The sequence below is a fragment of the Belnapia moabensis DSM 16746 genome, from assembly GCF_000745835.1.
GTDB classification, from domain to species: domain Bacteria; phylum Pseudomonadota; class Alphaproteobacteria; order Acetobacterales; family Acetobacteraceae; genus Belnapia; species Belnapia moabensis.
On sequence record NZ_JQKB01000022.1, the window covers coordinates 40362 to 61496 of the forward strand.

At 69.5% G+C, this 21135-nt stretch carries 17 protein-coding genes; 10 read left to right on the forward strand and 7 right to left on the reverse strand.

Features of this window, described 5'->3' with window-relative positions; translation table 11 throughout:
* The first annotated feature begins 176 nt into the window (after positions 1-176).
* Complete coding sequence (locus EP26_RS15450) at positions 177-2375, forward strand: N,N-dimethylformamidase beta subunit family domain-containing protein (RefSeq protein WP_043339714.1); 2199 nt, start codon at positions 177-179, stop codon at positions 2373-2375.
* A 6-nt stretch (positions 2376-2381) separates the two neighbouring features.
* Here EP26_RS15450 and ssb read toward each other — a convergent pair whose 3' ends face one another.
* Positions 2382-2915 (reverse strand): single-stranded DNA-binding protein, encoded by a 534-nt coding sequence (gene ssb, locus EP26_RS15455; protein ID WP_043339716.1) that lies wholly within the window; start codon positions 2913-2915, stop codon positions 2382-2384.
* Positions 2916-3050: 135 nt separating this feature from the next.
* On the opposite strand from ssb, the gene uvrA reads away from it, so the two are divergent.
* Positions 3051-5933, forward strand: a complete 2883-nt coding sequence (uvrA, locus tag EP26_RS15460) for an excinuclease ABC subunit UvrA (RefSeq protein WP_211259453.1) — start codon at positions 3051-3053, stop codon at positions 5931-5933.
* On the opposite strand, the gene EP26_RS15465 is transcribed toward uvrA, so the two are convergent.
* The 3 genes from EP26_RS15465 to EP26_RS15475 are packed head-to-tail and all read right to left on the reverse strand — an operon-like array spanning position 5930 to position 7463.
* Positions 5930-6535 (reverse strand): thiamine pyrophosphate-dependent enzyme, encoded by a 606-nt coding sequence (locus EP26_RS15465; RefSeq protein ID WP_169747410.1) that lies wholly within the window; start codon positions 6533-6535, stop codon positions 5930-5932. The genes uvrA and EP26_RS15465 overlap by 4 nt on opposite strands.
* On the reverse strand, positions 6532-7029 hold the full coding sequence (locus EP26_RS15470; protein WP_245624417.1) for a thiamine pyrophosphate-binding protein: 498 nt from the start codon (positions 7027-7029) through the stop codon (positions 6532-6534). The genes EP26_RS15465 and EP26_RS15470 overlap by 4 nt, the downstream gene beginning before the upstream one ends.
* 38 nt (positions 7030-7067) lie before the next feature.
* Positions 7068-7463, reverse strand: a complete 396-nt coding sequence (locus EP26_RS15475; protein ID WP_043339721.1) for a VOC family protein — start codon at positions 7461-7463, stop codon at positions 7068-7070.
* A gap of 95 nt (positions 7464-7558) precedes the next feature.
* Between EP26_RS15475 and EP26_RS32010 the strand changes: the two genes are divergently transcribed.
* Positions 7559-8209 carry a TetR/AcrR family transcriptional regulator gene (locus tag EP26_RS32010; protein ID WP_052389232.1) on the forward strand — a complete coding sequence of 217 codons (651 nt, stop codon included), beginning with the start codon at positions 7559-7561 and terminating at the stop codon, positions 8207-8209.
* Here EP26_RS32010 and mfd read toward each other — a convergent pair.
* Both mfd and EP26_RS15490 read right to left on the reverse strand, forming a co-directional pair.
* Complete coding sequence (gene mfd, locus EP26_RS15485) at positions 8206-11706, reverse strand: transcription-repair coupling factor (RefSeq protein ID WP_043339771.1); 3501 nt, start codon at positions 11704-11706, stop codon at positions 8206-8208. The two genes, EP26_RS32010 and mfd, sit on opposite strands and share 4 nt — an antisense overlap.
* Positions 11703-12023, reverse strand: coding sequence for an FAD assembly factor SdhE (locus EP26_RS15490; protein WP_043339773.1), 321 nt, complete (start codon positions 12021-12023; stop codon positions 11703-11705). Before EP26_RS15490 ends, mfd begins: the two co-directional genes overlap by 4 nt.
* An 87-nt stretch (positions 12024-12110) precedes the next feature.
* Between EP26_RS15490 and recG the strand changes: the two genes are divergently transcribed.
* The 7 genes from recG (at position 12111) to EP26_RS15525 (ending at position 20155) form a co-directional block, all read left to right on the forward strand.
* Complete coding sequence (recG, locus tag EP26_RS15495) at positions 12111-14192, forward strand: ATP-dependent DNA helicase RecG (protein WP_043339722.1); 2082 nt, start codon at positions 12111-12113, stop codon at positions 14190-14192.
* Positions 14193-14266: 74 nt separating this feature from the next.
* Positions 14267-14995, forward strand: a complete 729-nt coding sequence (locus EP26_RS15500; protein WP_052389233.1) for an ABC transporter ATP-binding protein — start codon at positions 14267-14269, stop codon at positions 14993-14995.
* Positions 14995-15726 (forward strand): ABC transporter permease subunit, encoded by a 732-nt coding sequence (locus tag EP26_RS15505; protein ID WP_043339724.1) that lies wholly within the window; start codon positions 14995-14997, stop codon positions 15724-15726. The genes EP26_RS15500 and EP26_RS15505 overlap by 1 nt, the downstream gene beginning before the upstream one ends.
* A 4-nt stretch (positions 15727-15730) precedes the next feature.
* Positions 15731-17677, forward strand: a complete 1947-nt coding sequence (locus tag EP26_RS15510) for a GldG family protein (protein ID WP_043339726.1) — start codon at positions 15731-15733, stop codon at positions 17675-17677.
* A 10-nt stretch (positions 17678-17687) separates the two neighbouring features.
* Positions 17688-18710 (forward strand): DUF4340 domain-containing protein, encoded by a 1023-nt coding sequence (locus EP26_RS15515; RefSeq protein ID WP_043339727.1) that lies wholly within the window; start codon positions 17688-17690, stop codon positions 18708-18710.
* On the forward strand, positions 18707-19135 hold the full coding sequence (locus tag EP26_RS15520) for an NUDIX hydrolase (protein WP_043339729.1): 429 nt from the start codon (positions 18707-18709) through the stop codon (positions 19133-19135). Before EP26_RS15515 ends, EP26_RS15520 begins: the two co-directional genes overlap by 4 nt.
* A gap of 27 nt (positions 19136-19162) precedes the next feature.
* Positions 19163-20155 carry a Bug family tripartite tricarboxylate transporter substrate binding protein gene (locus tag EP26_RS15525; RefSeq protein WP_043339731.1) on the forward strand — a complete coding sequence of 331 codons (993 nt, stop codon included), beginning with the start codon at positions 19163-19165 and terminating at the stop codon, positions 20153-20155.
* Here the strand turns inward: EP26_RS15525 and msrP are convergent.
* Positions 20152-21084, reverse strand: a complete 933-nt coding sequence (gene msrP, locus EP26_RS15530) for a protein-methionine-sulfoxide reductase catalytic subunit MsrP (protein ID WP_043339732.1) — start codon at positions 21082-21084, stop codon at positions 20152-20154. The genes EP26_RS15525 and msrP overlap by 4 nt on opposite strands.
* Positions 21085-21135: the final 51 nt, after the last annotated feature.

The following is a 21135-nucleotide window of genomic DNA, read 5'->3' on the forward strand; positions in this document are numbered from 1 at the left end:
GGGCTCGGCCGGCCCTGCCGGAACGGCAATGACCGGACGCCCGGCGGGCCTCGGCCCGCGGGTTATGTCGGCCCTATATATAGGCATTAGCGGGCTATTCGCCAAATCCCCGGCCCGATTTGACACCTCTCATAGCTGACGGAACACTTGCGGTCTCATTGCGCCGGAGGCCGTCCTTGCTCCCCATCACCGGCTATGCCGACCGTTGGAGCGTGAAGCCCGGAGAGGTCATCCGTTTCATGGTCAGCGTGCAGGGCGGCGCCCCCTATTCGGCCCGCGTAGCGCGGGTCCATTGCGGCGACCCGAACCCAGCCGGCCCCGGCTACCGCGAGGTGCCGATGGAATGCGCCATTCAGGGCCAGCACCAGGGGCTGGAGCAGCCCATCCGCCTCGGCAGCCATGTTGCGATCCCGGCCCTCGATCTCGGCCCGGCCGACGGCTTGATCGGCCTTGTCGCCACTGTCTGGCCGACCCTGCCGGAGCGGCCAGGCGTGGTCTTTGCCTGGCGGGGCGGCGGCGTCAGCCTGGTCCTCGGAGTCGGTCCGGAGGGTGCCTTCTGCGAAGTTGACGGCCAACGCGTCGCCACGGGCGTGCCGCTCACCCCGCGCGCCTGGCATGACATCGCCGTGGCGCTGGATTCGGCGAGCGGCACCCTCACCCTGCGCCAGCAGCCACGCAAGCCGCGGATCGACCGCGCCGAGGCGGCGGAGGCCACGGCCCCCTTCCCCGCCCGGCCAGCCGGGATGGGCAGCGCGACCATCGCCTGCGACCCTGCGATGGAGCGGCATTTCAACGGCAAGATCGAGCGGCCGCGCCTCGCGGCCGGGCTCGATGCCACCACCCTACTGGCCACCCAGGAAGCGGGCGCTTCCCTGCCCGCCGGCACGCTGCGAGCCGAATGGGATTTCTCGATCGGCATGACCGGCGACCGGGTGGCCGATATCGGGCCCGGCCATTGGCATGGTCGCTGCGTCAACCTTCCCACCCGCGCCGTGACCGGCAGCCGGTGGACCGCCACCCATCAGCGCTGGACCGAGGCGCCGGAGCAATGGGCCGCCATCCACTTCCATGACGATGATATCGGTGATGCCGGCTGGCAGCCTTCACTCAGCCTGACCATCCCGGAGGGCTGGCCGAGCGGCGTCTATGCCTTGCATCTCGAAGGCGCCGGCTGGCGGGACAACATCGCCTTCTATGTCCGCGCCGTGAGGCCCGGCCAGCGGGCCAAGGTCGCCTTCCTGGCGCCCACTTTCACCTACACGATTTACGGGAATTTCGCCCGGCCAGGCCGTCAGGCGCAGCTCCATGATCGCGCCGTCGCCTGGGGCGCGCTGCAGCAATCGCCGGACGGGCACCCCGAATACGGCTTCTCGACCTATAACTGGCACACAGATGGCAGCGGCATCGCCTATGCCTCCATGCGCCGGCCGATGATCGACAAGCGGGTAAACCATATCCAGATGATAGATCCCTCGCCCGAGGGGTCTGGCACCTACTGGATCACCGCCGACAGCTACGTAACCGACATGCTGGACCGGCACGGGATCGACTACGAGGTCGTCACCGACCACGATTTGCATGCGGAGGGCGCCGCGGCGCTTGCCCCTTACAGCGTGGTGCTGACCGGCCAGCACCCGGAATACCATTCAGACCGCACGCTGCACGGCATAGCCGACTACATCGGGGGCGGCGGCCGCTTCGTCTATCTTGGCGGCAACGGCTTCTACTGGAAGGTTGTGCCGCACGGAGAGGGCCCTTGGGCGCTCGAGGTCCGCCGCGCCGAGGGTGGCATCCGCCTCTGGGCCGCCGAGCCGGGCGAATCCTACCATGCCTTCGACGGCAGCTACGGAGGGCTCTGGCGCCGCCTTGGCCGGCCGCCGCAGAGCGTCGTTGGCATCGGCTTCAGCACCCAGGGCGATTATAATGGCCACCCCTACCGCTTCGCCCCCGGCATCCTTGACCCGCGGGTCGCCTTTCTGCGCGAGGGGATGGAGGCGGCGCCCGGCCAGGAATTCGGCGAACGCGGCTTCATGGGCGGCGGTGCAGCGGGCCATGAGCTGGACCGGGCGGATACCCGCCTCGGCACCCCGCACCATGCGCTGATCGTGGCGACGGCCATCGTCACCGAGCCGAGCTACGCCCCGGTGAATGAGGAGCGCTACGACCACACGCTCTGGCCGCGGCAGCATGACGAGGTGATGCGCTCCGACATCACCTTCTTCGAGGCGTCGAAGGGCGGCGCAGTGCTCTCCTTCGGCTCGATGAACTATATCGGCGCCCTGCCGGTGGACGGTTACACGGCGCCGGCGGCCAGGCTAGTGCTGAACGCCATCCGCCGCTTCATGGACCCGGCGCCCTTCCCGGGCTTCGAGTAACCAGGCTCAGAACGGGATATCGTCGTCGAGGTCGCTTGCCCCGCCCTTCGGCTTGTCCCAGCCACCACCGCCCCCACCGCCGCGGGAGGAGCCACCCCCGCTCGAGCGCTCATAGCCGCCGCCCGAAGACCGGCCGCCGCCGCCATAGCCGCCACCGCCGCTCTCGCCCATCTCGCCGCCGGCGCCGCCGCGGCCGTCGAGCAGGGTCAGCTCGCCCCGGAAGCGGCTGAGGACCACTTCGGTCACCTCCCGCTCATTGCCGTCCTTGTCGGTGTATTTCCGGCTCTCCAGCTGGCCTTCCAGATAGACCTTGCTGCCCTTCTTCAGATACTTCTCGGCAATCTCGCCGAGCTTCTGGTTGAAGATGGCAATCCGGTGCCACTGGGTCCGCTCCTTCCGCTCGCCCGAGGCGCGGTCCGCCCAGGACTCGCTCGTGGCAATCGAAAAACTCACCACCCGGTCGCCCGACTGCATGTTGCGGACCTCGGGGTCACGCCCCAGATTGCCCACCAGGATCACCTTGTTGACGCTGCCGGCCATGCCGTCCGAACCCCTGGAACCTGAAAGGGGAGGACCATGCCTGCCGAAGGCCCTTCCCGCCAGCCCCATATAATGTCATCACTATCAGAACACAAGGCGAACGTGGGCGCCGCGCCCCGTGGAGCACGACCCCGCATGGCCACCCCCTCCTCCATCACCGGCGCCGGCTTCCTCCGCATCCGCGGTGCCCGCACCCATAACCTGAAGAACCTTGACCTCGACATTCCGCGCGGCACGCTGACGGTCATCACCGGCCTGTCCGGTTCCGGCAAATCCTCGCTCGCCTTCGATACGATCTATGCCGAGGGCCAGCGCCGCTACGTCGAGTCGCTCTCGGCCTATGCCCGGCAGTTCCTCCAGCTGATGCAGAAGCCGGATGTCGACAGCATCGAAGGGCTGAGCCCGGCCATTTCGATCGAGCAGAAGACGACAAGCCACAACCCACGCTCGACCGTCGGCACCGTCACCGAGATCCACGACTACATGCGCCTGCTCTGGGCCCGCGTCGGCGTACCTTACAGCCCGGCGACCGGCCTGCCGATCGAGGCGCAGACCGTCTCGCAGATGGTCGACCGCGTCATGGCGATGCCGGAAGGTACCCGCCTGCTGCTGCTGGCCCCTGCCGTCCGCGGCAAGAAGGGTGAGTACAAGAAGGAGCTCGCCGAGTTCCAGCGCCGCGGCTTCGAGCGGGTGAAGGTGAACGGCACCCTCTACCAGATCGGCGAGGTGCCGGCGCTCAGCAAGAAGCTGAAGCACGACATCGAGGTGGTGGTGGACCGCATCGTTGTCCGCGAGGGCATCGCGCCACGCCTCGCCGATAGTTTCGAGACCGCTCTGGCCCTCGCTGATGGCATCGCCTATGCCGAGAACGCCGATACCGGCGACCGCACCGTCTTCAGCGCCAAATTCGCCTGCCCTGAGTCGGGTTTCACCATTGAGGAGATCGAGCCCCGGCTCTTCTCCTTCAACAGCCCGCAGGGCGCTTGCCCGACCTGCGACGGCTTGGGCACCCAGACCTTCTTCGACCCGATGCTGGTGGTACCCGACGACCTGCGCACGCTCGCCGAGGGTGCCGTCGCCCCCTGGTCCGGCGCGCAGTCGCCCTATTACGACCAGACGCTCGAAAGTCTCGCACGTCACTACAAGGTCTCGACCGCGTCGCCCTGGGGCGACCTGCCGGCCAAGGTGCGCAACGCCATCCTGCATGGCAGCGGCGATGAGGTGGTAACGCTCCGCTACAAGGACGGCCTCCGCAGCTATGACGTGAAAAAGCCTTTCGAGGGCGTGCTGCCCAACCTGGAGCGCCGCTACCGCGAGACGGACAACCCTTGGGTCCGCGAGGACCTCTCGCGCTACCAGGCGGCCAAGCCCTGCCCCGCCTGTGACGGCTACCGGCTCAAGCCCGAGGCGCTCTCGGTAAAGGTCGCAGGCCGCCATATCGGCGAGGCGGCGCGGCTGTCCATCCGTGACTGCGAGCGCTGGTTCGGCACCGTCTTCGACACGCTGACGCCGCAGCGTCAGGAGATCGCCCGCCGCATCCTGAAGGAGATCGCGGAGCGGCTGAAATTCCTTGTCGATGTCGGCCTCGACTATCTCTCCCTCGGCCGTTCCTCGGCGACGCTTTCCGGCGGCGAGAGCCAGCGCATCCGCTTGGCCTCCCAGATCGGCAGCGGCCTCACAGGCGTGCTTTACGTGCTGGACGAACCGAGCATCGGCCTCCACCAGCGCGACAACGAGCGCCTGCTGACCACGCTTCGCCGCCTCCGCGATATCGGCAACACCGTCCTCGTCGTTGAGCATGACGAGGACGCCATCCGCGCCGCCGACCACCTGGTCGACATCGGCCCGGCCGCCGGCGCCGGCGGCGGTCGCGTTATCGCCCAGGGCACGCCCGCCGAGGTCGCCGCCAACCCCGCCAGCCTCACCGGCGACTACCTCGCCGGCCGCCGCCGGATCGAGGTGCCGGCGGCACGCCGCAAGATCGACCGCAAGCGCGTGGTGAAGGTCTTCGGCGCCAGCGGCAACAACCTGAAGAACGTGACGGCGGAATTCCCGCTCGGCACCTTCACCTGCATCACCGGCGTCTCCGGCGGCGGCAAGTCGACCCTCGTCATCGAGACGCTCTACAAAGCCGCCGCTCGACGCCTGATGGGCGCTGGCACCGTCCCCGGCCCGCATGAGAAGATCGAAGGGCTCGACCAGCTCGACAAGATCATCGACATCGACCAGTCGCCGATCGGCCGCACGCCGCGCTCCAACCCGGCGACCTATACCGGCCTCTTCGCTCCGATCCGCGACTGGTTCTCCGAGCTGCCGGAGAGCCGCGCCCGCGGCTACAAGCCCGGCCGCTTCAGCTTCAACGTCAAGGGCGGCCGCTGCGAAGCCTGCCAGGGCGACGGCCTCGTCAAGATCGAGATGCACTTCCTGCCCGACGTCTACGTCACCTGCGACGCCTGCAAGGGCAAGCGCTACAACCGCGAGACGCTGGAGGTGAAGTTCCGCGGCAAGTCCATAGCCGACGTGCTGGAGATGACGGTGGATGAGGGCTGCGAGTTCTTCTCCGCCGTCCCTGCCATCCACGAGAAGCTGAAGGTGCTGCGTGAGGTCGGCCTCGGCTACATCCACCTTGGTCAGCAGGCGACGACGCTCTCGGGCGGCGAGGCGCAGCGCATCAAGCTGTCGAAGGAGCTCTCCCGCCGCGCCACGGGCCGAACCCTCTACATCCTCGACGAGCCCACCACCGGCCTCCATTTCGAGGATGTGCGGAAGCTGCTGGAGCTGCTGCACCAGCTGGTCGATGCCGGCAATACCGTGGTGGTGATCGAGCACAACCTCGAGGTCATCAAGACTGCCGACTGGCTGCTCGATCTCGGCCCCGAGGGCGGCGATGGCGGCGGCCGCATCGTCGCCGCCGGTACGCCGGAGGATGTCGCAGCCACGGAAGAGAGCCATACTGGCCGATTCCTCACGCCGCTGCTGGCCCAGGCGGTGCCGGTCAGGAAGCGGAAGCGGGCCTAGCCCGGCAGCTTGCTCCGCTTCGCCCCCATCCCCCGCATAAACCGGTCACGGATCTGCGGGGGATCGCGTTCCGTCTGCGTCACCGGCGGCTGGTCGTCGAGCTTTACCGCGATGAAATGCGGTCCGTCGGTTGCGATGCATTGGCCGACCAGCCGCTCGAAATCGGCTTCATCCGCTGCCCAGGCCGCGCCGGTGAGGCCGCAGCCCCGGGCAATGGCGGCGAAATCCGCCCGCGCCGCCGGCGTCTCCTGCCCACCGGTGATCTGGTACATGCCGTTGTCCAGCACCAGGATCGCCAAGTTCTTCGGCGCCAGCGTGGCGACGGTGGCGAGGCAGCCGAGTTGCATCAGCAGTGAGCCGTCGCCCTCCACCGCGAAGACCTTGCGCTTCGGCTGCGCCAGCGCCACGCCGAGGGCGATCGGCACCGCGAGTCCCATGCTTCCCAGCATGTAGAAATTCTGCGCCCGGTGCCCGGCCGACCAGAGGTCGAAATTGGTGTTGCCGATGCCGCCGATGACGGCCTCCTCATGCTCCAGCCGCGCCACCAGCCTCTGCATGAGGTCGAAGCGGTACATCCGCTTCGCATTATGCGCCGCGATCACGCCACCACCTGTCGCGTCACCGCCTTGCCGCCGGTCAGCAGCGGCGAGAGGATCAGCGCCGCCGGCATCTGCGTCAGATGCGCCTGGCGGATGGTGCGGTCCATGATGAACTCGCATTCGTCGAGCCGGGTGATGACGTGGTGCTCCATCGCCAATGCCTCTAGCGTCGGCCGCATCGTCCGCCACACCGCTGCCTGGCCGAGATTGAACTCGCCCATCGTCCCCCGCTCGCTGATCATCAACAACACCGGGATCTGGAAGGCGCAGGGCAGGCTCGCCAGCACATTGGCGAGCGTTGCGAAGCCGCTGGTCTGCATCAGCACCATTCCCTTGGTGCCCGCCATCCAGGCGCCGGCGACGACGCCGACCGCCTCCTCCTCACGTGCCACGGTGAAGGCGTGGAAAAAGGGATCGGCATGGATCGCCGCGATCAGCGGCTTCAGCACATTGTCCGGCACATAGGGGATGAGGCGAACCTCGTTCGCTTTCAGCACGTCAAGGGCGATTTGGTGCCAACCCCGCTCCATGCCGGTCAGACCGTCTCGCTCGGCGGGTAGTTGAGTTCCACCGCTACGCCATCCGGGTCGAAGAGGAAGAGCTGGGTCTGCCGATCGCGTGGGATCACTCGCTCCTCATGCTCGATTCCCCTCTCGGCGAGCCGCGCCTTCATCTCGGCAAGGCCCGTGCAGGAGAAGGCGATATGGTCCAGCAAGCCGGTCGGCCCGACATTCCGAGGGATGTGCGCATCCCGCTCCCGTGGCCCGATCAGGTGGACGGTCGGCTCCCCGCCGCAATAGAGCCAGTAGCCCTCGAAGCCGAGCGGCGGCCGGTAGCCGATCTCGAGGCCGAGGACATCCACGTAGAAATCCTTGGTCCGCTCCAGGTCGGCGGGCCGGATAGTATAATGGTTCAGCCCGTGCAGCGGCATGACGCCCCTCCCTTGCCAGGCAGTCGGTCATTCGACCATATCTCGATAGCCGGCGCCGGTCCTGTCAAGACGCGCCGCAGGACAGAGGGACCGCCTTGACCGAAACGCCCAGGCTGGCCGAGGCCGTCCCCAGCGCCCGGGAGCGCATCCTCGACATGGCCCAGGCGCTCTTCGCCGAGCATGGCTATGCCGCCGCCTCGACCCGCGCCATTGCCCAGGCCGCCGGGGTGAACCTCGCCCAGCTCCACTACCATTTCGGCGCGAAGCGGGAGCTGTTCAAAGCCGCCTACCGCCGCGGCGCCGAACAAGTGACGGAAGCCCGTCGCCGCGCCCTCGCCGAGGCCCGCACCGAGTTCGGCGAAGTGCCGATCCCGCTGGAGGCGCTGGTCCGCAGCTTCGTCACCCCATTCATGCTGAACGGCGAGACGCCTGAGGGTCGCGCCACCATGCGCATGCATGCCCGGCTGCACACCGAGCCGGACGACATCGCAAAGGAGGTCCTCAGCGCCGTCTATGACGAGACCACCCTCGCCTATGTAGCCGAATTCCAGCGTGTCCTGCCGCAGCTGCCGCATGAAACGCTGTGCTGGCGCCTCTATTTCATGATGGGCGCCTATCGCTACACCCTGCTCCGCACTGGCCGGCTGGAGACCATGTCCGGTGGCGCATGCGACAGCGGCAATTTCGAGCGCGCGGTGGCGGAGATCACGCCCTTCCTCTGCGCCGGCCTCGCTGCCCCTCCCTAAGCGGCTTTGGCCTGCGCCACCACCTTCACCAGCGCCCCCAGCAGCTCCTTTGCCACGCGGATGCGCTGCGGCAGCTCCATCTCGCGCAGCAGCGCCAGCTTGTGGTCCGGCCGCAGCTTCACCAGCCCCTTCTGCGCCGTCACCCAGGCGATCAGCCCGCCCGGGTTCCGGAACTGGTTGCGATGGAAGCCGAGCACCACGCCCTTCGGCCCGGCATCCAGCTTCTCGACGCCCGCCGCGCGGCAGAGCGATTTGATGGCGACCACCTGCAACAGATTCTCGACCTCGGCCGGCAGCGGCCCGAAGCGGTCGGCGAGCTCGGCCGCCATCGCCTCCACCTCCGCCTCGCCCGCCAGCGAGCCGATGCGCCGGTAGAGGCCGAGCCGCACCGGCAGGTCCCGCACATACTCCTCCGGAATCAGCACCGGCAGGCCGAGATTGATGTTCGGCGTGAACTCCCGGGCATAGTCGCCCTCGGACTTCTTCTTCCGCCCCTGCCCGGCCTTCAGGTCGGCGACCGCATCCTCCAGCATCTGCTGGTAGAGCTCGATGCCGACCTCGCGGATATGCCCGCTCTGCTCGTCGCCCAGCAGGTTGCCGGCACCACGCAGGTCGAGGTCGTGCGAGGCCAGGGTGAAGCCGGCGCCCAGGTTGTCGAGCGTCTGCATCACCTCCAGCCGCTTCTGCGCCGCGGCCGAGAGCCGGTGCGAGGGCGGCCAGGTCAGATAGGCATAGCCCCGCTGCTTGCCGCGCCCGACCCGCCCGCGCAGCTGGTAGAGCTGGCCGAGGCCGAACATGTCCGCCCGGTGGATGATCAGCGTGTTGACCGCCGGCATGTCGAGCCCGCTCTCGACGATATTGGTTGAGAGCAGGATGTCGTGCTTGCCGTCGCCGAACTCCGTCATGACCTTCTCGAGATGGGTCGGCGCCATCTGCCCATGCGCCTCGACGATGCGCGCCTCGGGCACGATCTCGCGCATCCGCTCGGAAACCTTCGCCATGTCCTCGAGCCTTGGGACCACGCAGAAAATCTGCCCGCCGCGGAACCGCTCGCGCTGGATCGCCTCGCGCAGCACCACCCCGTCCCAGGGCATGATGAAGGTGCGCACTGCCAGCCGGTCCACCGGCGGCGTGGCGATCAGGCTCATCTCCCTGACGCCGGTCAGCGCCAGCTGCAAGGTGCGCGGGATGGGCGTCGCCGACAGCGTCAGCACATGCACGTCGGTCTTGAGGTTCTTCAGCCGCTCCTTGTGCGCGACGCCGAAATGCTGCTCCTCATCGACGATGACGAGTCCAAGCTCGGCAAACTCCACGCCTTTGGCCAGCAGGGCGTGCGTGCCGATGACGATGTTGATGGAGCCGTCCTTCAGCCCCTCCTTCACCTTAGCCGCTTCCTTCGCCGTCACCATGCGGGAAAGCTGGGCGACGTTCACCGGCAGCCCGGCGAACCGGGCGGAGAAGCTGCGGTAGTGCTGCCGCGCCAGCAGCGTGGTCGGCACGACGACGGCCACCTGCACGCCGGACATGGCGACGACGAAGGCCGCCCGCAGCGCCACCTCCGTCTTGCCAAAGCCGACATCGCCGCAGATCAACCGATCCATCGGACGGCCGCTCGCCAGGTCTTCCAGCACATCGGCAATGGCGCGCTGCTGGTCCTCCGTCTCGGCGAAGGGAAAGCGGGCGCAGAACTCGTCCCAGGCGCCCTCGGGCGGTGTCGCCAGCATGCCCTCGCGCAGCTGCCGCTCGGCGGCAATGCGGATGAGCTGCCCGGCCATGTCCTGGATGCGCTGCTTGGCCTTGGCCTTCCGCGACTGCCAGGAGGACCCGCCTAGCTTGTCGAGCGCGACCCCCGCCGTCTCCGTCCCGAAGCGCGACAGCACCTCGATATTCTCGACGGGCACGAAAAGCTTGTCGCCGCCGTCATAGAGCAGCCGCAGGCAATCATGCGGCGCGCCATTCACCTCGATGGTCGAAAGCCCGTCATACCGCCCGATGCCATGGTCCTGATGCACGACCAAGTCGCCCTGCTCGATCCCCGTCGCATCGGCGATGAACTGGTCGGCCCGCTTCCGCCGCCGCGGCGGCCGGGCGATGCGCTCGCCGAGCAGGTCCTGCTCGCCGACGACCGAGAGGCCGAAACCGAGCCCCGTCGCCGTGGCAGGCGCGAGGAAGCCCCGCTCCAGCCCGATGACCGCCAGGCCGACGACGCCCTTCGGCAGCTGCCCGAGCTCCGCCAGGCTCTCCACCGGCTCCGCCGCCACCCGGCTTTCCCGTAGCAGGTTGCCGAGCCGCTCGCGCGAGCCGCGCGTCCAGGCGACGACGACCGGCCGCCTGCCTTGCTGGACCATCACCTCGGCATGCTCGGCATAGGCGGCGAAGACATTCTGCCCCGCCGCCCGCGCCTCGGTGAAGAGCCGTCCCGGCCGCCCGCCGGCCTCGATCCCCTCCGCGCCATCGGCCTGGGCGAAGGGCGAGAAGCGCAGCAGCGGCCCCCCCGCCAGCATCGAGTCCCAGCCACGCTGGTTCAGGTAGAGCGTCCCCGGCGGCGCCGGACGGTAGGGCACCTCGCCCTCATTCGCCCGGATCGGTGCCCGCCGCGCCTCGTAATGGTCGGCGATCATCTCGAGGCGCGCCGACACCACGTCTTCCGCCTGGTGGTCGAGGCTTACCGAGGCCTCGGGCAGGTAGTCGAGCAGCGTCTCCATCCGCTCGTGGAAGAGCCCGGCCCAATGCTCCATGCCCGGATGCTTCCGCCCGGCGCTGACCGAGACATAGAGCGGGTCCTCGGCCGCCGCGTTGCCGAAAAGGTCGCGCCACGCAGCCCGGAACCGGCTGATCGAATCGGCATCGAGGAAGACCTCGCCCACCGGCCGCAGCCAGAGCTCTTGGAGCGCCTCGCCGCTCCGCTGCGTGCCGGTATCGAAGCGCCTGAGGCTCTCGATCTCGTCGCCGAACAGATCGAGGCGGATCGGGTCCGCTTCGCCTGCCGGGAAGAGGTCGATGATCCCGCCCCGCACCGCATACTCGCCCGGCTCCATCACGGTGCCGGTGCGGCCATAGCCATTGGCCTCTAGGAAGGCGGTCAGCGCCTCCGGCTTCACCCGCCCGCCCTTTCGGAGCTGCAGCGTCGATCCGGCAAAGGCCTCCCGCGGCGGCACCTTCTGCACCAGGGCATTGACGGTGGTGACGACGATCCGCGGCCGGTCCCCGGTCTCCAGCAACCGGGTCAGGGTCGAGACGCGCTCGGCGACGATCTCGGGATTGGGCGAGACCCGGTCATAGGGCAGGCAGTCCCAGGCCGGGAAGCGCAGGACCTCGACCCCGGGCGCGAAGAAGGCCAGCGCCTCGGCCAGCCGCGCCGTGCGGGCATCGTCCCGGCATACGTGCAGGATCGGCGCCTCGGACTCGGCCCGGCGCCGCGCCAGCAGCAGCGCATCGAAGCCTTCCGGCGCGCCGTGAACGGTGAGGCCGCGGGTTGCCGTCTCGGCCTCGCTCATGGCCGGCGCAGGCCCTCGGGCAAGCCGGCGCCGGGGGCCGCGCATTCGACGGCCATGCGATCGAGCATCGCCGTCCGGCATTCGGGCGGGATGGGGCGGCGCCCGGTCAGCCAGTCGGACAGGTCGACATCCGGATATTCCAGCACCGCCTCCAGCTCATCCAGCTCCGCCTCGCTGAAGCTGGCGACCAGCCGTTCGACGAAGGCGCCGATCATCAGGTCGGCCTCCTTCGTGCCGCGATGGCGGGCGCGGAAGAGCAGGCGCCGGCGGCGCGGGTCAAGCTGAAGCGGTTCGGAAGGAGAGTGATCGCTGGGCATGTCGCTGTCTGGCCTGGGGGCTGGCATATAAGGGGCCATGGGAATCCTGTCAGCCCGACGCAGAAGCCGCATCGGCGGTTCGGTGCGATGAATCCGGAGCAAACCGAGCTTACCCCCCTCTTCGCGCCCCTGGGCAGCCTGCCCGGGGTGGGGCCGATGATTGCCAAACGCATGGCTGAGGCGGTCGGCGGCACGCGCGTGCTCGATCTCCTGTTCCACCTGCCGGAGCGCTATGCCACCCGCACCCGCATCGGGAGCCCGGCCGAGGCACCGGCCGATGCGGAAGTCATCCTCCCCGCCCTGGTGGTCAGCCATCGCGCCGCCCGCTCCCGCACCGGCCGCGGCTATGTCGAGATCCGCGCCGAGGCCGCGGGCAAGCCCCTGCTGATCCGCTTCATCAACGGCAGGCTCGAATGGCTGCGCCAGCTCCTGCCGGCGGGCACGGAGCGCCTGTTCGCCGGCAAGGTGAAGACCGAGGCCGGCGCCTATTCGATGATCAACCCGTTGACTGCCACCGGCCCCGAGGGCTTGCCGGAGCTGGAGCCGGTCTGGCCGCTGGTCCAGGGCCTCCGCACCGGGCAGATCGCCAAGGCCATGGCCCCGGCGCTCGACCGCATTCCGCCGCTGCCGGAGTGGCATGACCCCGCCCTGCTCCGCCGCGAGGGCTGGCCCGGCTTCGCCCTGGCCTTCAGGACCCTCCAGGCGCCCGAGGCCCCGCCGCCGCCCATCCACCGCACACGCCTCGCCTATGACGAGGCGCTGGCCGGCCAGGTCGCCTTAGCCTTGGTCCGCCGGCGCGTTCGCCAGCGCCCCGGCCGGGCGCTCGAAGGCGATGGCCACCTCCGCGCCCAGGCGCTCGCAGCCTTCGGCCACCCCCTTACCCCCTCCCAGGCCCATGCGCTGCGCGAGATCGATGCCGACCTCGCCGCCCCCCACCGCATGCTCCGCCTGCTCCAGGGCGATGTCGGCGCCGGCAAGACGTTGGTGGCCGCCCTCGCCATGCTCCGCGCCGTCGAGGCCGGCACCCAGGCCGCGCTGATGGCCCCGACCGAGCTCCTCGCCCGCCAACACGCCCGCACCCTCGGCCGCCTCTGCACCCCGGCCGGCGTGCGGGTGGAGCTGCTGGCCGGCAGCGTGAAGGGCGCCCAGCGCAAGCGCGTCCTCTCCGGCCTTGCCAGCGGCTCCGTCAAGATCGCCATCGGCACTCATGCCCTGTTCCAGGAAGGCGTCGCCTTCCGCGACCTCGGCCTTGCCGTGGTGGACGAGCAGCACCGCTTCGGCGTCGCCCAGCGCCTCCTGCTGGCCGAGAAGGGCGGCGAGGCGGATATGCTGGTGATGACAGCTACCCCCATCCCGCGCACCCTGTTGCTGACGCAATGGGGCGAGATGGCCGTCTCCCGCCTCGCCGGGAAGCCGGCAGGCCGCCAGCCCATCACCACCACCCTGCACGGCCTCCGCAGCCTACCCGATGTGGTCGCCGGCATCGGCCGGGCCATCGAGCGCGGCGCCCGGGTCTACTGGGTCGTGCCCCATGTCGCCGAATCGGAGCTGGTGGACATGGCCGCCGCCGAGACCCGCTTCGCCGAACTGTCGGAGCGCTTCCCCGGCCAGGTCGGCCTTGCCCATGGCCGCCTCGACCCGGATATCCGCGAGCAGGCCATCCGCGACTTCGCCGCCGGCCGGACGAAGCTGCTGGTCGCCACCACGGTCATCGAAGTCGGCGTCGACGTGCCGGAGGCGACGGTGATGGTGGTCGAGCACGCCGACCATTTCGGCCTCGCCCAGCTCCATCAGCTCCGCGGCCGGGTCGGACGCGGCGCCGAGGCCAGCTACTGCATGCTCCTCTACGACGAGGCGCTCGGCCTCGCCTCCCGCGAACGCCTGTTGACGCTGCGCGACACCGAGGACGGCTTCGCCATCGCCGATGCCGATTTCCGCCTGCGCGGCGCCGGGGAGGCACTCGGCACCCGCCAGTCCGGCGCCCCCGTCTTCCGCCTCGGCCTGCCGGAGGCGGAGGCACAAGACGGCCTCGTCACCATGGCCAACCGCGACGCCGCGCTTCTCCTGGAGAAGGACCCGGCGCTTACCACCCCCCGTGGCCAGGCCATCCGCCTGCTGCTTCGCCTCTTCGGCAAGGAGGCCGCAATGGAGACCTTGCGGGCCGGATAGGCCCCAGGGGTCTTGCAAACCCGGCGCTTCCCGGTAAGTCCCCCGGCCGGACTGTATCGTTGGGGGGTTCCGCCTTGGCCGCGCTGATCGAGATCGAGCGCCTGACGAAACGCTTCGCCGGCTTCACCGCGGTGGACGACATCTCCTTCAGCGTGGAACGCGGCGAGGTGCTCGGCTTCCTCGGCCCGAACGGCGCCGGCAAATCGACCACCATGCGAATGCTGGCCGGCTTCATGCCGCCCTCTGCAGGCACCGCCCGCATCTGCGGCGCCGATGTGGTGGACCAGCCCGTCGCGGCCAAGCGCAACCTCGGCTTCCTGCCCGAGGGCGCCCCTACCTACCCGGAGATGACCGTCGCCGGCTTCCTCGCTTTCACCGGCCGCATCCGCGGCTTCCGCGGGAGCGAACTCGCCGACCGCACCGCCCATGCCATGGCCCTCACCCAGCTCGAAGGTGTCCGCCTCCAACCCATCGAGACGCTCTCCAAGGGCTACAAGCGCCGCGTCGGCCTGGCCCAGGCCCTGCTGCACGACCCGCCCGTCCTGGTGCTCGACGAGCCGACCGACGGCCTCGACCCCAACCAGAAGCACGAGGTGCGCGAGCTGATCCGCCGCATGGCGCCCGAGAAGGCCATCGTCATCAGCACCCATATCCTGGAGGAGGTCGGCGCCGTCTGCACCCGCGCCATCATCATCGCCCGCGGCAAGCTGGTGGTGGACGCGCCACCCTCGGTGCTGGAGGAGCAAGGCAGCAGCCTCGACGACGTCTTCCGCCGCCTCACCCTCGGGCAGGAGGCCGCCTGATGCGCGCCGCCCTCACCGTCGCCCGCCGTGAGCTGGCCGGCTATTTCGCCACGCCCGTCGCCAGCGTCTTCATCGTCATCTTCCTGGTCCTCGCCGGCGCGCTGACCTTCACCCTCGGCAATTTCTTCGGCCGCGGCCAAGCCGACCTCATCCCCTTCTTCTCCTTCGTGCCCTGGCTCTTCCTGTTCCTCGTCCCGGCGCTGACCATGCGTCTTTGGGCGGAAGAGCGCCGCCAAGGCACCATCGAGCTGCTGCTGACCCTGCCCCTGCCGCAATGGGCGGCGGTCCTCGGCAAATTCCTCGCCGCCTGGGCCTTCTGCGGCATCGCCCTCGCCCTGACCTTTCCGCTCTGGATCACGGTCAATCTCCTCGGCTCGCCCGATAACGGCGTGATCCTCTCCGGCTATGTCGGCTGCCTGCTGGTCGCCGGCGCCTATCTGGCACTCGGCGCCGCGGTCTCGGCGCTGACGCGGAACCAGGTGATCGCCTTCGTCCTCGCCGTCGCCCTCTGCTTCCTCTTCGCTGCGGCCGGCAGCCCGGTCGTCACCGAATTCCTCAACAGCCGCCTGCCGGTGCTGGCCGAGATCGCACGCGGCCTCTCGGTCGCCGATCGCTTCGGCGGCTTCACCCGCGGTATCATCGCGGCGCGGGACATCATCTACTTCGCCAGCTTCATCGGCTTCTTCCTCTTCATGAATGCCGTCGTGCTCGACCATCGGAAGGCGGACTAGTCCCATGAGCGAGACCACCCCGCGCCGCGGCAGCCGTCGCATCGGCACCTCCGCCATCGCTTTGCTGGCCGCCGCCGTCCTCGCCATCGGCGTCAACATGCTCGCCGACCGCCTGCTGCCCCGCGCCCGCATCGACCTGACGAGCCAGGGCCTCTACACCCTCTCCGGTGGGACGAAGCAGATCCTCGGTGGGCTGCAGGACCCGATCACTCTGCGCCTCTTCTATTCGCGCCGCCTCGGCGCCGAGATCCCGATGTACGGCGCCTATGCCGACCGGGTGCGCGAGATGCTGGCCGAGTATGTCTCGCTCTCGAAGGGCAAGGTGAAGCTCGAGGTCTTCGACCCCGAGCCCTTCTCCGAAATCGAGGACCGCGCCATGGCCTACGGCCTGCAGGGCGTCCCCGTCGACCAGTCCGGCGAGCAGGTCTATTTCGGCCTCGCCGGCACCAACCTCGTCGATGACGAGCGCGTCCTCGCCTTCTTCCAGCCGGACCGCGAGCGCTTCCTCGAAGCCGACCTGACGCGCCTCGTCTACGAGCTCTCCAACCCCCGCCGCCCGACCATCGGCGTGATGTCCACCCTGCCCCTGAACGGCGACCCGCGCGCGCTGATGCTGCGCCAGCCCCAGCTCGCCCAGCCGGCAGCGGTGATGACGCAGCTCCGCCAGTACTTCACCGTGAAGGACGTCCCGCTCGACGCGCAGGTGATCGAGCCGGATGTGCAGGTCCTCATCCTCGCCCATCCGCAGGGCCTTTCCGATGCCGCGCAGTATGCCGTCGACCAGTTCGTCATGCGCGGCGGCAAGCTCTTCCTGCTGGTCGACCCGCATTCCGAGAGCCAGGCCGCCCGCCCCGGCCCGACCGGCCAGCCGCCGACCAACACCGCCTCCTCGCTCGACCGGCTGCTGAGTGCCTGGGGCGTCGATGCCCCCTCCGACAAGGTGGTGCTCGACCTGCGCGGCGCCTGGCGCGTCCGCGCCGGCCCCGGCGACCGCGTCCAGGCCGTGGACTACCTCGCCTGGTACAACCTCCAGGGCGACAGCCTGAACCGCTCCGAGGTCTCGCTCGCCCAGCTCGACCAGGTCACCGTCGCCTCCGCCGGCGAGCTCCGCAGGCGCGAGGGCAGCACGGTGGAGTTCACCCCCCTGCTGACCTCCTCCGCGCAGAGCATGGTGGTGGACGCCGCCCGCGTCAGCCAGGACCCGAGCCCGGCACGCCTGCTCGCCGATTTCCGCGCCGATGGCAGCCGCCACGTCATCGCCGCGCGGCTCCGCGGTGAACTGACCTCCGCCTTCCCCGATGGCCCGCCGCCACTCGCCGACGGCCAGCAGCGGCCGGAGGGCTTCCCCGCCCATCTCGCCCGCAGCCAGGGCCCGGCCAACCTCGTCGTCATGAACGACAGCGACATCCTGGAGGACCGCTTCTGGGTCCGCATCCAGGACTTCTTCGGCCAGGCGATGGCGACGCCGATCAGCGGCAACGGCGCCTTCGTCAGCAACATCACCGATACGCTCGTCGGCTCCGACGCGCTGATCTCGCTCCGCTCCCGCGGCGAGAGCCTTCGCCCCTTCGAGCTGGTCGAGGACATCCGCCGCAACGCCGATGCCCAGTACCGCCAGACCGAGCGCCAGCTCACCCAGAAGCTGGAGGAAACCGAGCGCCGCCTGCGCGAACTGCGCCAGGGCACGCCGGCCGCCCCCGGCGCCGAGCGCAACGCCAACCAGGCCGTCATCACCCCTGAGCAACGCGCCGAGATCGACCGCGCCCGCGAGGAGATCATCGCCACCCGCCGCCAGCTCCGCGCCGTGCAGCTCGAACTGCGCCGCGACATCGAGGGGCTGGAGACGACGCTGCGCCTGGTCAACATCGCCCTCGTCCCGGCGCTGCTGACGCTCTTCGCCATCGGCCTCGCCGTGGTGCGGCAGCGCCGCCGCGCCGCGGCCCGGGCCTGAGGAGAGACGGATGCAACGCCGGACCCTGCTGCTGCTCGGCGGCGGCGCCATCGTGACGGTGGGCGCCGCCCTGCTTCTCACACCCCAGGTCTTGCAGGAAGAGGTCGCCCCGCCCGCCGCCAGCCTCGCCTTCCCCGGCCTCGCCCCCCGCCTCGCCGAGGCGGCAAGGATCGAGATCCGCAAGCAGGAATCGGTGCTCACTCTGCTCCGCCAGGGCGAGGCCTGGGTCCTGCCGGAAAAGGGCAACTACCCCGTCCGCCCCGAGCGCGTGCGCGAGCTCCTTGTCGGCCTCACCGAACTTCGCCTGGTGGAGCCTCGCACCGCCGATCCCGGCCAGCATGACCGGCTCGGTGTCGAGGATCCCGCCCGCCCCGGCAGCACTGGCCTGCTGCTGCGCGTCCTCGCGGCCGGCGGCCAGCCGATCGCGGAGCTGGTCATCGGCCGCCGCCGCGTCCGCACCCAGGGCAATGTCCCGGAAAGCGCCTATGTCCGCCGCCCGGCCGAGAGTCAGGCCTGGCTCGCCGAGGGCCGCCTGCCTGCCGATGCCGATGCGCAGCTTTGGCTCGACCGCGACATCGCCAACATCGCCGCGGACCGCATTCGCCGCGTCACCATCCGCCGCGCCGGTGAGCCGGAGCTGGTGCTCGCCCGCGGCGACGAGGCCGAGGCGAAGCTCCGCCTCGAACAACCGATAGATCCCCGCCCGCTCGACGATGTCTCTCTCGACGAGGTGGGACGCAGCTTCGAATTCCTCACTTTCCTCGATGTGAAACCCACCGCGGAGAGCCCCGGCACTGCCCTCGGCGAGACGCGCTTCGACCTGATCGACGGCCTGGCCGTCACCGTGGCCCCGCGCCATGACGGCGAGACCGTCTGGATTGGCCTCGCCGCCGAGGGCCCGGGCAGCGAGCCGCTGAACGCCCGCTGGCGGAACTGGATCTACCAGGTGGGAGTGTGGAAGGAGAAAGCCTTCATCCCTCGCTTCGAGGACCTGCTGCCCCGCGCCGCGCCGCCCCCGCAGCCTACCCAATGACCACCCGCGAATATCCCGACCGCCCCTGGGTCGGCATCGGCATCGTCGTCTTCGACGGCGACCGCGTCCTTCTTGCCCGCCGCGGCAAGCCGCCGCGCGTCGGCAGCTGGTCCCTCCCCGGCGGCGCCCAGCATCTCGGCGAGCGGGCCGAGGCCGCCGCCCGCCGCGAGCTCTTCGAGGAAACGGGCATCGAGGCCGGCCCACTCGAATTGGCCGCCGTGGTCGATGCCATCACCACCGATCCCGGCGGCGCCACCCGGTACCACTACACGATCATCGATTTCTGCGGCCGCCGCGCCGGCGGCGAGGGTCGCCCCGGCGACGATGTCTCCGCCATCGCCTGGGCGCTGCCGGAAGAGCTCGCCGCCTATGACCTGACGCCCGACGTGCTCAGGGTTATCGCCGAGGCTCGCCAACGGCTGTAGCTTGGCCCCTGAACAGGAGGCCGAGCCATGCCGGGACGCCGCAGCATCCTCACCACGGGCGCCACGTTCCTCGCCGTCCCGGCCCTCGCCCAGCCCATCGCCGGCGGCCGGCCGATCCGGCTGATCGTCCCCTTCCCCCCCGGCGGCGCCGTCGACATCCTTGGCCGGCTGATCGCCGAGCGCCTCGGCCCTGCCGTCGGCCAGACCATCGTCGTCGAGAACCGCGGCGGCGCCGGCGGCAATATTGGCGCCGATGCCCTGGCGAAATCGCCGCCCGACGGCTCCACCATCGGCCTCGCCAGCGCCACCACCCTCTGCGCCGCGCCCTTCCTGTACAGGTCGCTCGCCTTCGACCCGCAGCGCGACCTCGCCCCCGTCTCCAACGTCACCACCGGCCCGGTACTCTGCGTGGTGAATGCCGAGACGGCGGCGAAGCACGGCTGGAGCGACTTCGCCGCCCTTATCGCCTGGTCGAAAGCCCATCCGGAGCAGGTGACGATGGGCTCCTCCGGCACCGGCACCACCAGCCACCTCACCATAGCCGCAGTGACCCAAGCAACGGGCGCACGCATCACCCATGTCCCATACCGCGGCGGCGGCCCGGCCATCTCCGACCTCCTCGCCGGCACCATCGACATGATGTTCGACGTAATGCCGGCCCTCATGCCGCATGTGGCGGCCGGCCGCTTCAAGCCGCTCGCCGTCAGCAGCGCCGAGCGCCTGCCTTTCCTGCCCGATGTGCCGGGGATGAAGGATCTCGCCTTCCTCGGCCTCGGCGAGATCGACATCCAGAGCTGGAACGCGGTGATGGCCGCCGGTGCCACGCCCGTCCCGTTGCTGCTCCAGCTCAACGAGGCAGTGCGCCGAATCGCTGCCGACCCTGCCTTCGTGGAGCGCCTCCGCCCGCTCGGCTACCAGGTCCTCACCAGCGAGTCGCCGGGGGCGCTTGCCGCACGCATCCGCGCCGAGACGCCACGCTGGAAGCGCCTGGTCGAGATTTCAGGTGCCAAGCTGGATTAGCCCCACAGCCTCTCCCGCTGCAGGCCCGAGTAGAGCCCGGAGACGAACTCCCCATAACCGTTGAAGAGCTGCGTCGGCACCCGCTCGCCGGTGCCCAGCACCCGCTCGCTCGCCTGGCTCCAGCGCGGATGCGGCACCTCGGGGTTGATATTCGCCCAGAAGCCATACTCTTGCGGCTGAATCGCCTCCCAGAAGCTCTTCGGCCGCTCCGCCACTAGGCTGATCCGCGTCAGCGACTTGCCCGCCTTGAACCCATACTTCCACGGTTGATGGAACCGGATCGGCCCACCATTCTGCGCCAGCAGCGGCTTGCCGTAGGCGCCGACGACGAGGAAGGAGAGGTCGTTCCCCGCCTCCTCGATGGTGCAGCCCTCGACATAAGGCCAGGGATACCAGGATTGCCGCAGCCCCGGCATCACCGCCGGCAACGCCGCCGTCTCGAAGCGGACATACTTCGCACTCGACTGCACCCCGACCGCCGCGAGCAGTGCCGTGAGCGGAAAGCCCGTCCAGGGCACCACCATCGACCAGGCCTCGACGCAGCGCAGGCGGTAGACCCGCTCTTCCACCGGCATCGCCTTGATCAGGTCCTCGACCGAGAATTCCCGCGGCCGGTCGACCAACCCATCCACCTTCACGGTCCAGGGCGAGAGCGGCAGCTTCTGCGCGGGTCGGTAGATGCCCTTGTCGGTGCCGAACTCGTAGAAGTTGTTGTAGGTGGTCACCTCTCGCTCGGCAGTGATGGCCCGGCCCGGCTCATACCGGCCATTGCGAGTCGACTGGGGGAAATCAGCCGCCCGCGCGAGGCCCGGCATGGCGATGGAGGCCAGCCCCGCCGCCTTCAGCGCCGCCCGTCGGCCGAAAACCAGGGCCTCCGGCGTCGCCGCGCCCTCCGGAATCTCCCAGCCACGCCGCTTGCGAATGAACATCTCTCTACTCCTGCGCGAAGAAGGGCCACGACCCAGCCCTTCCGATTTGGC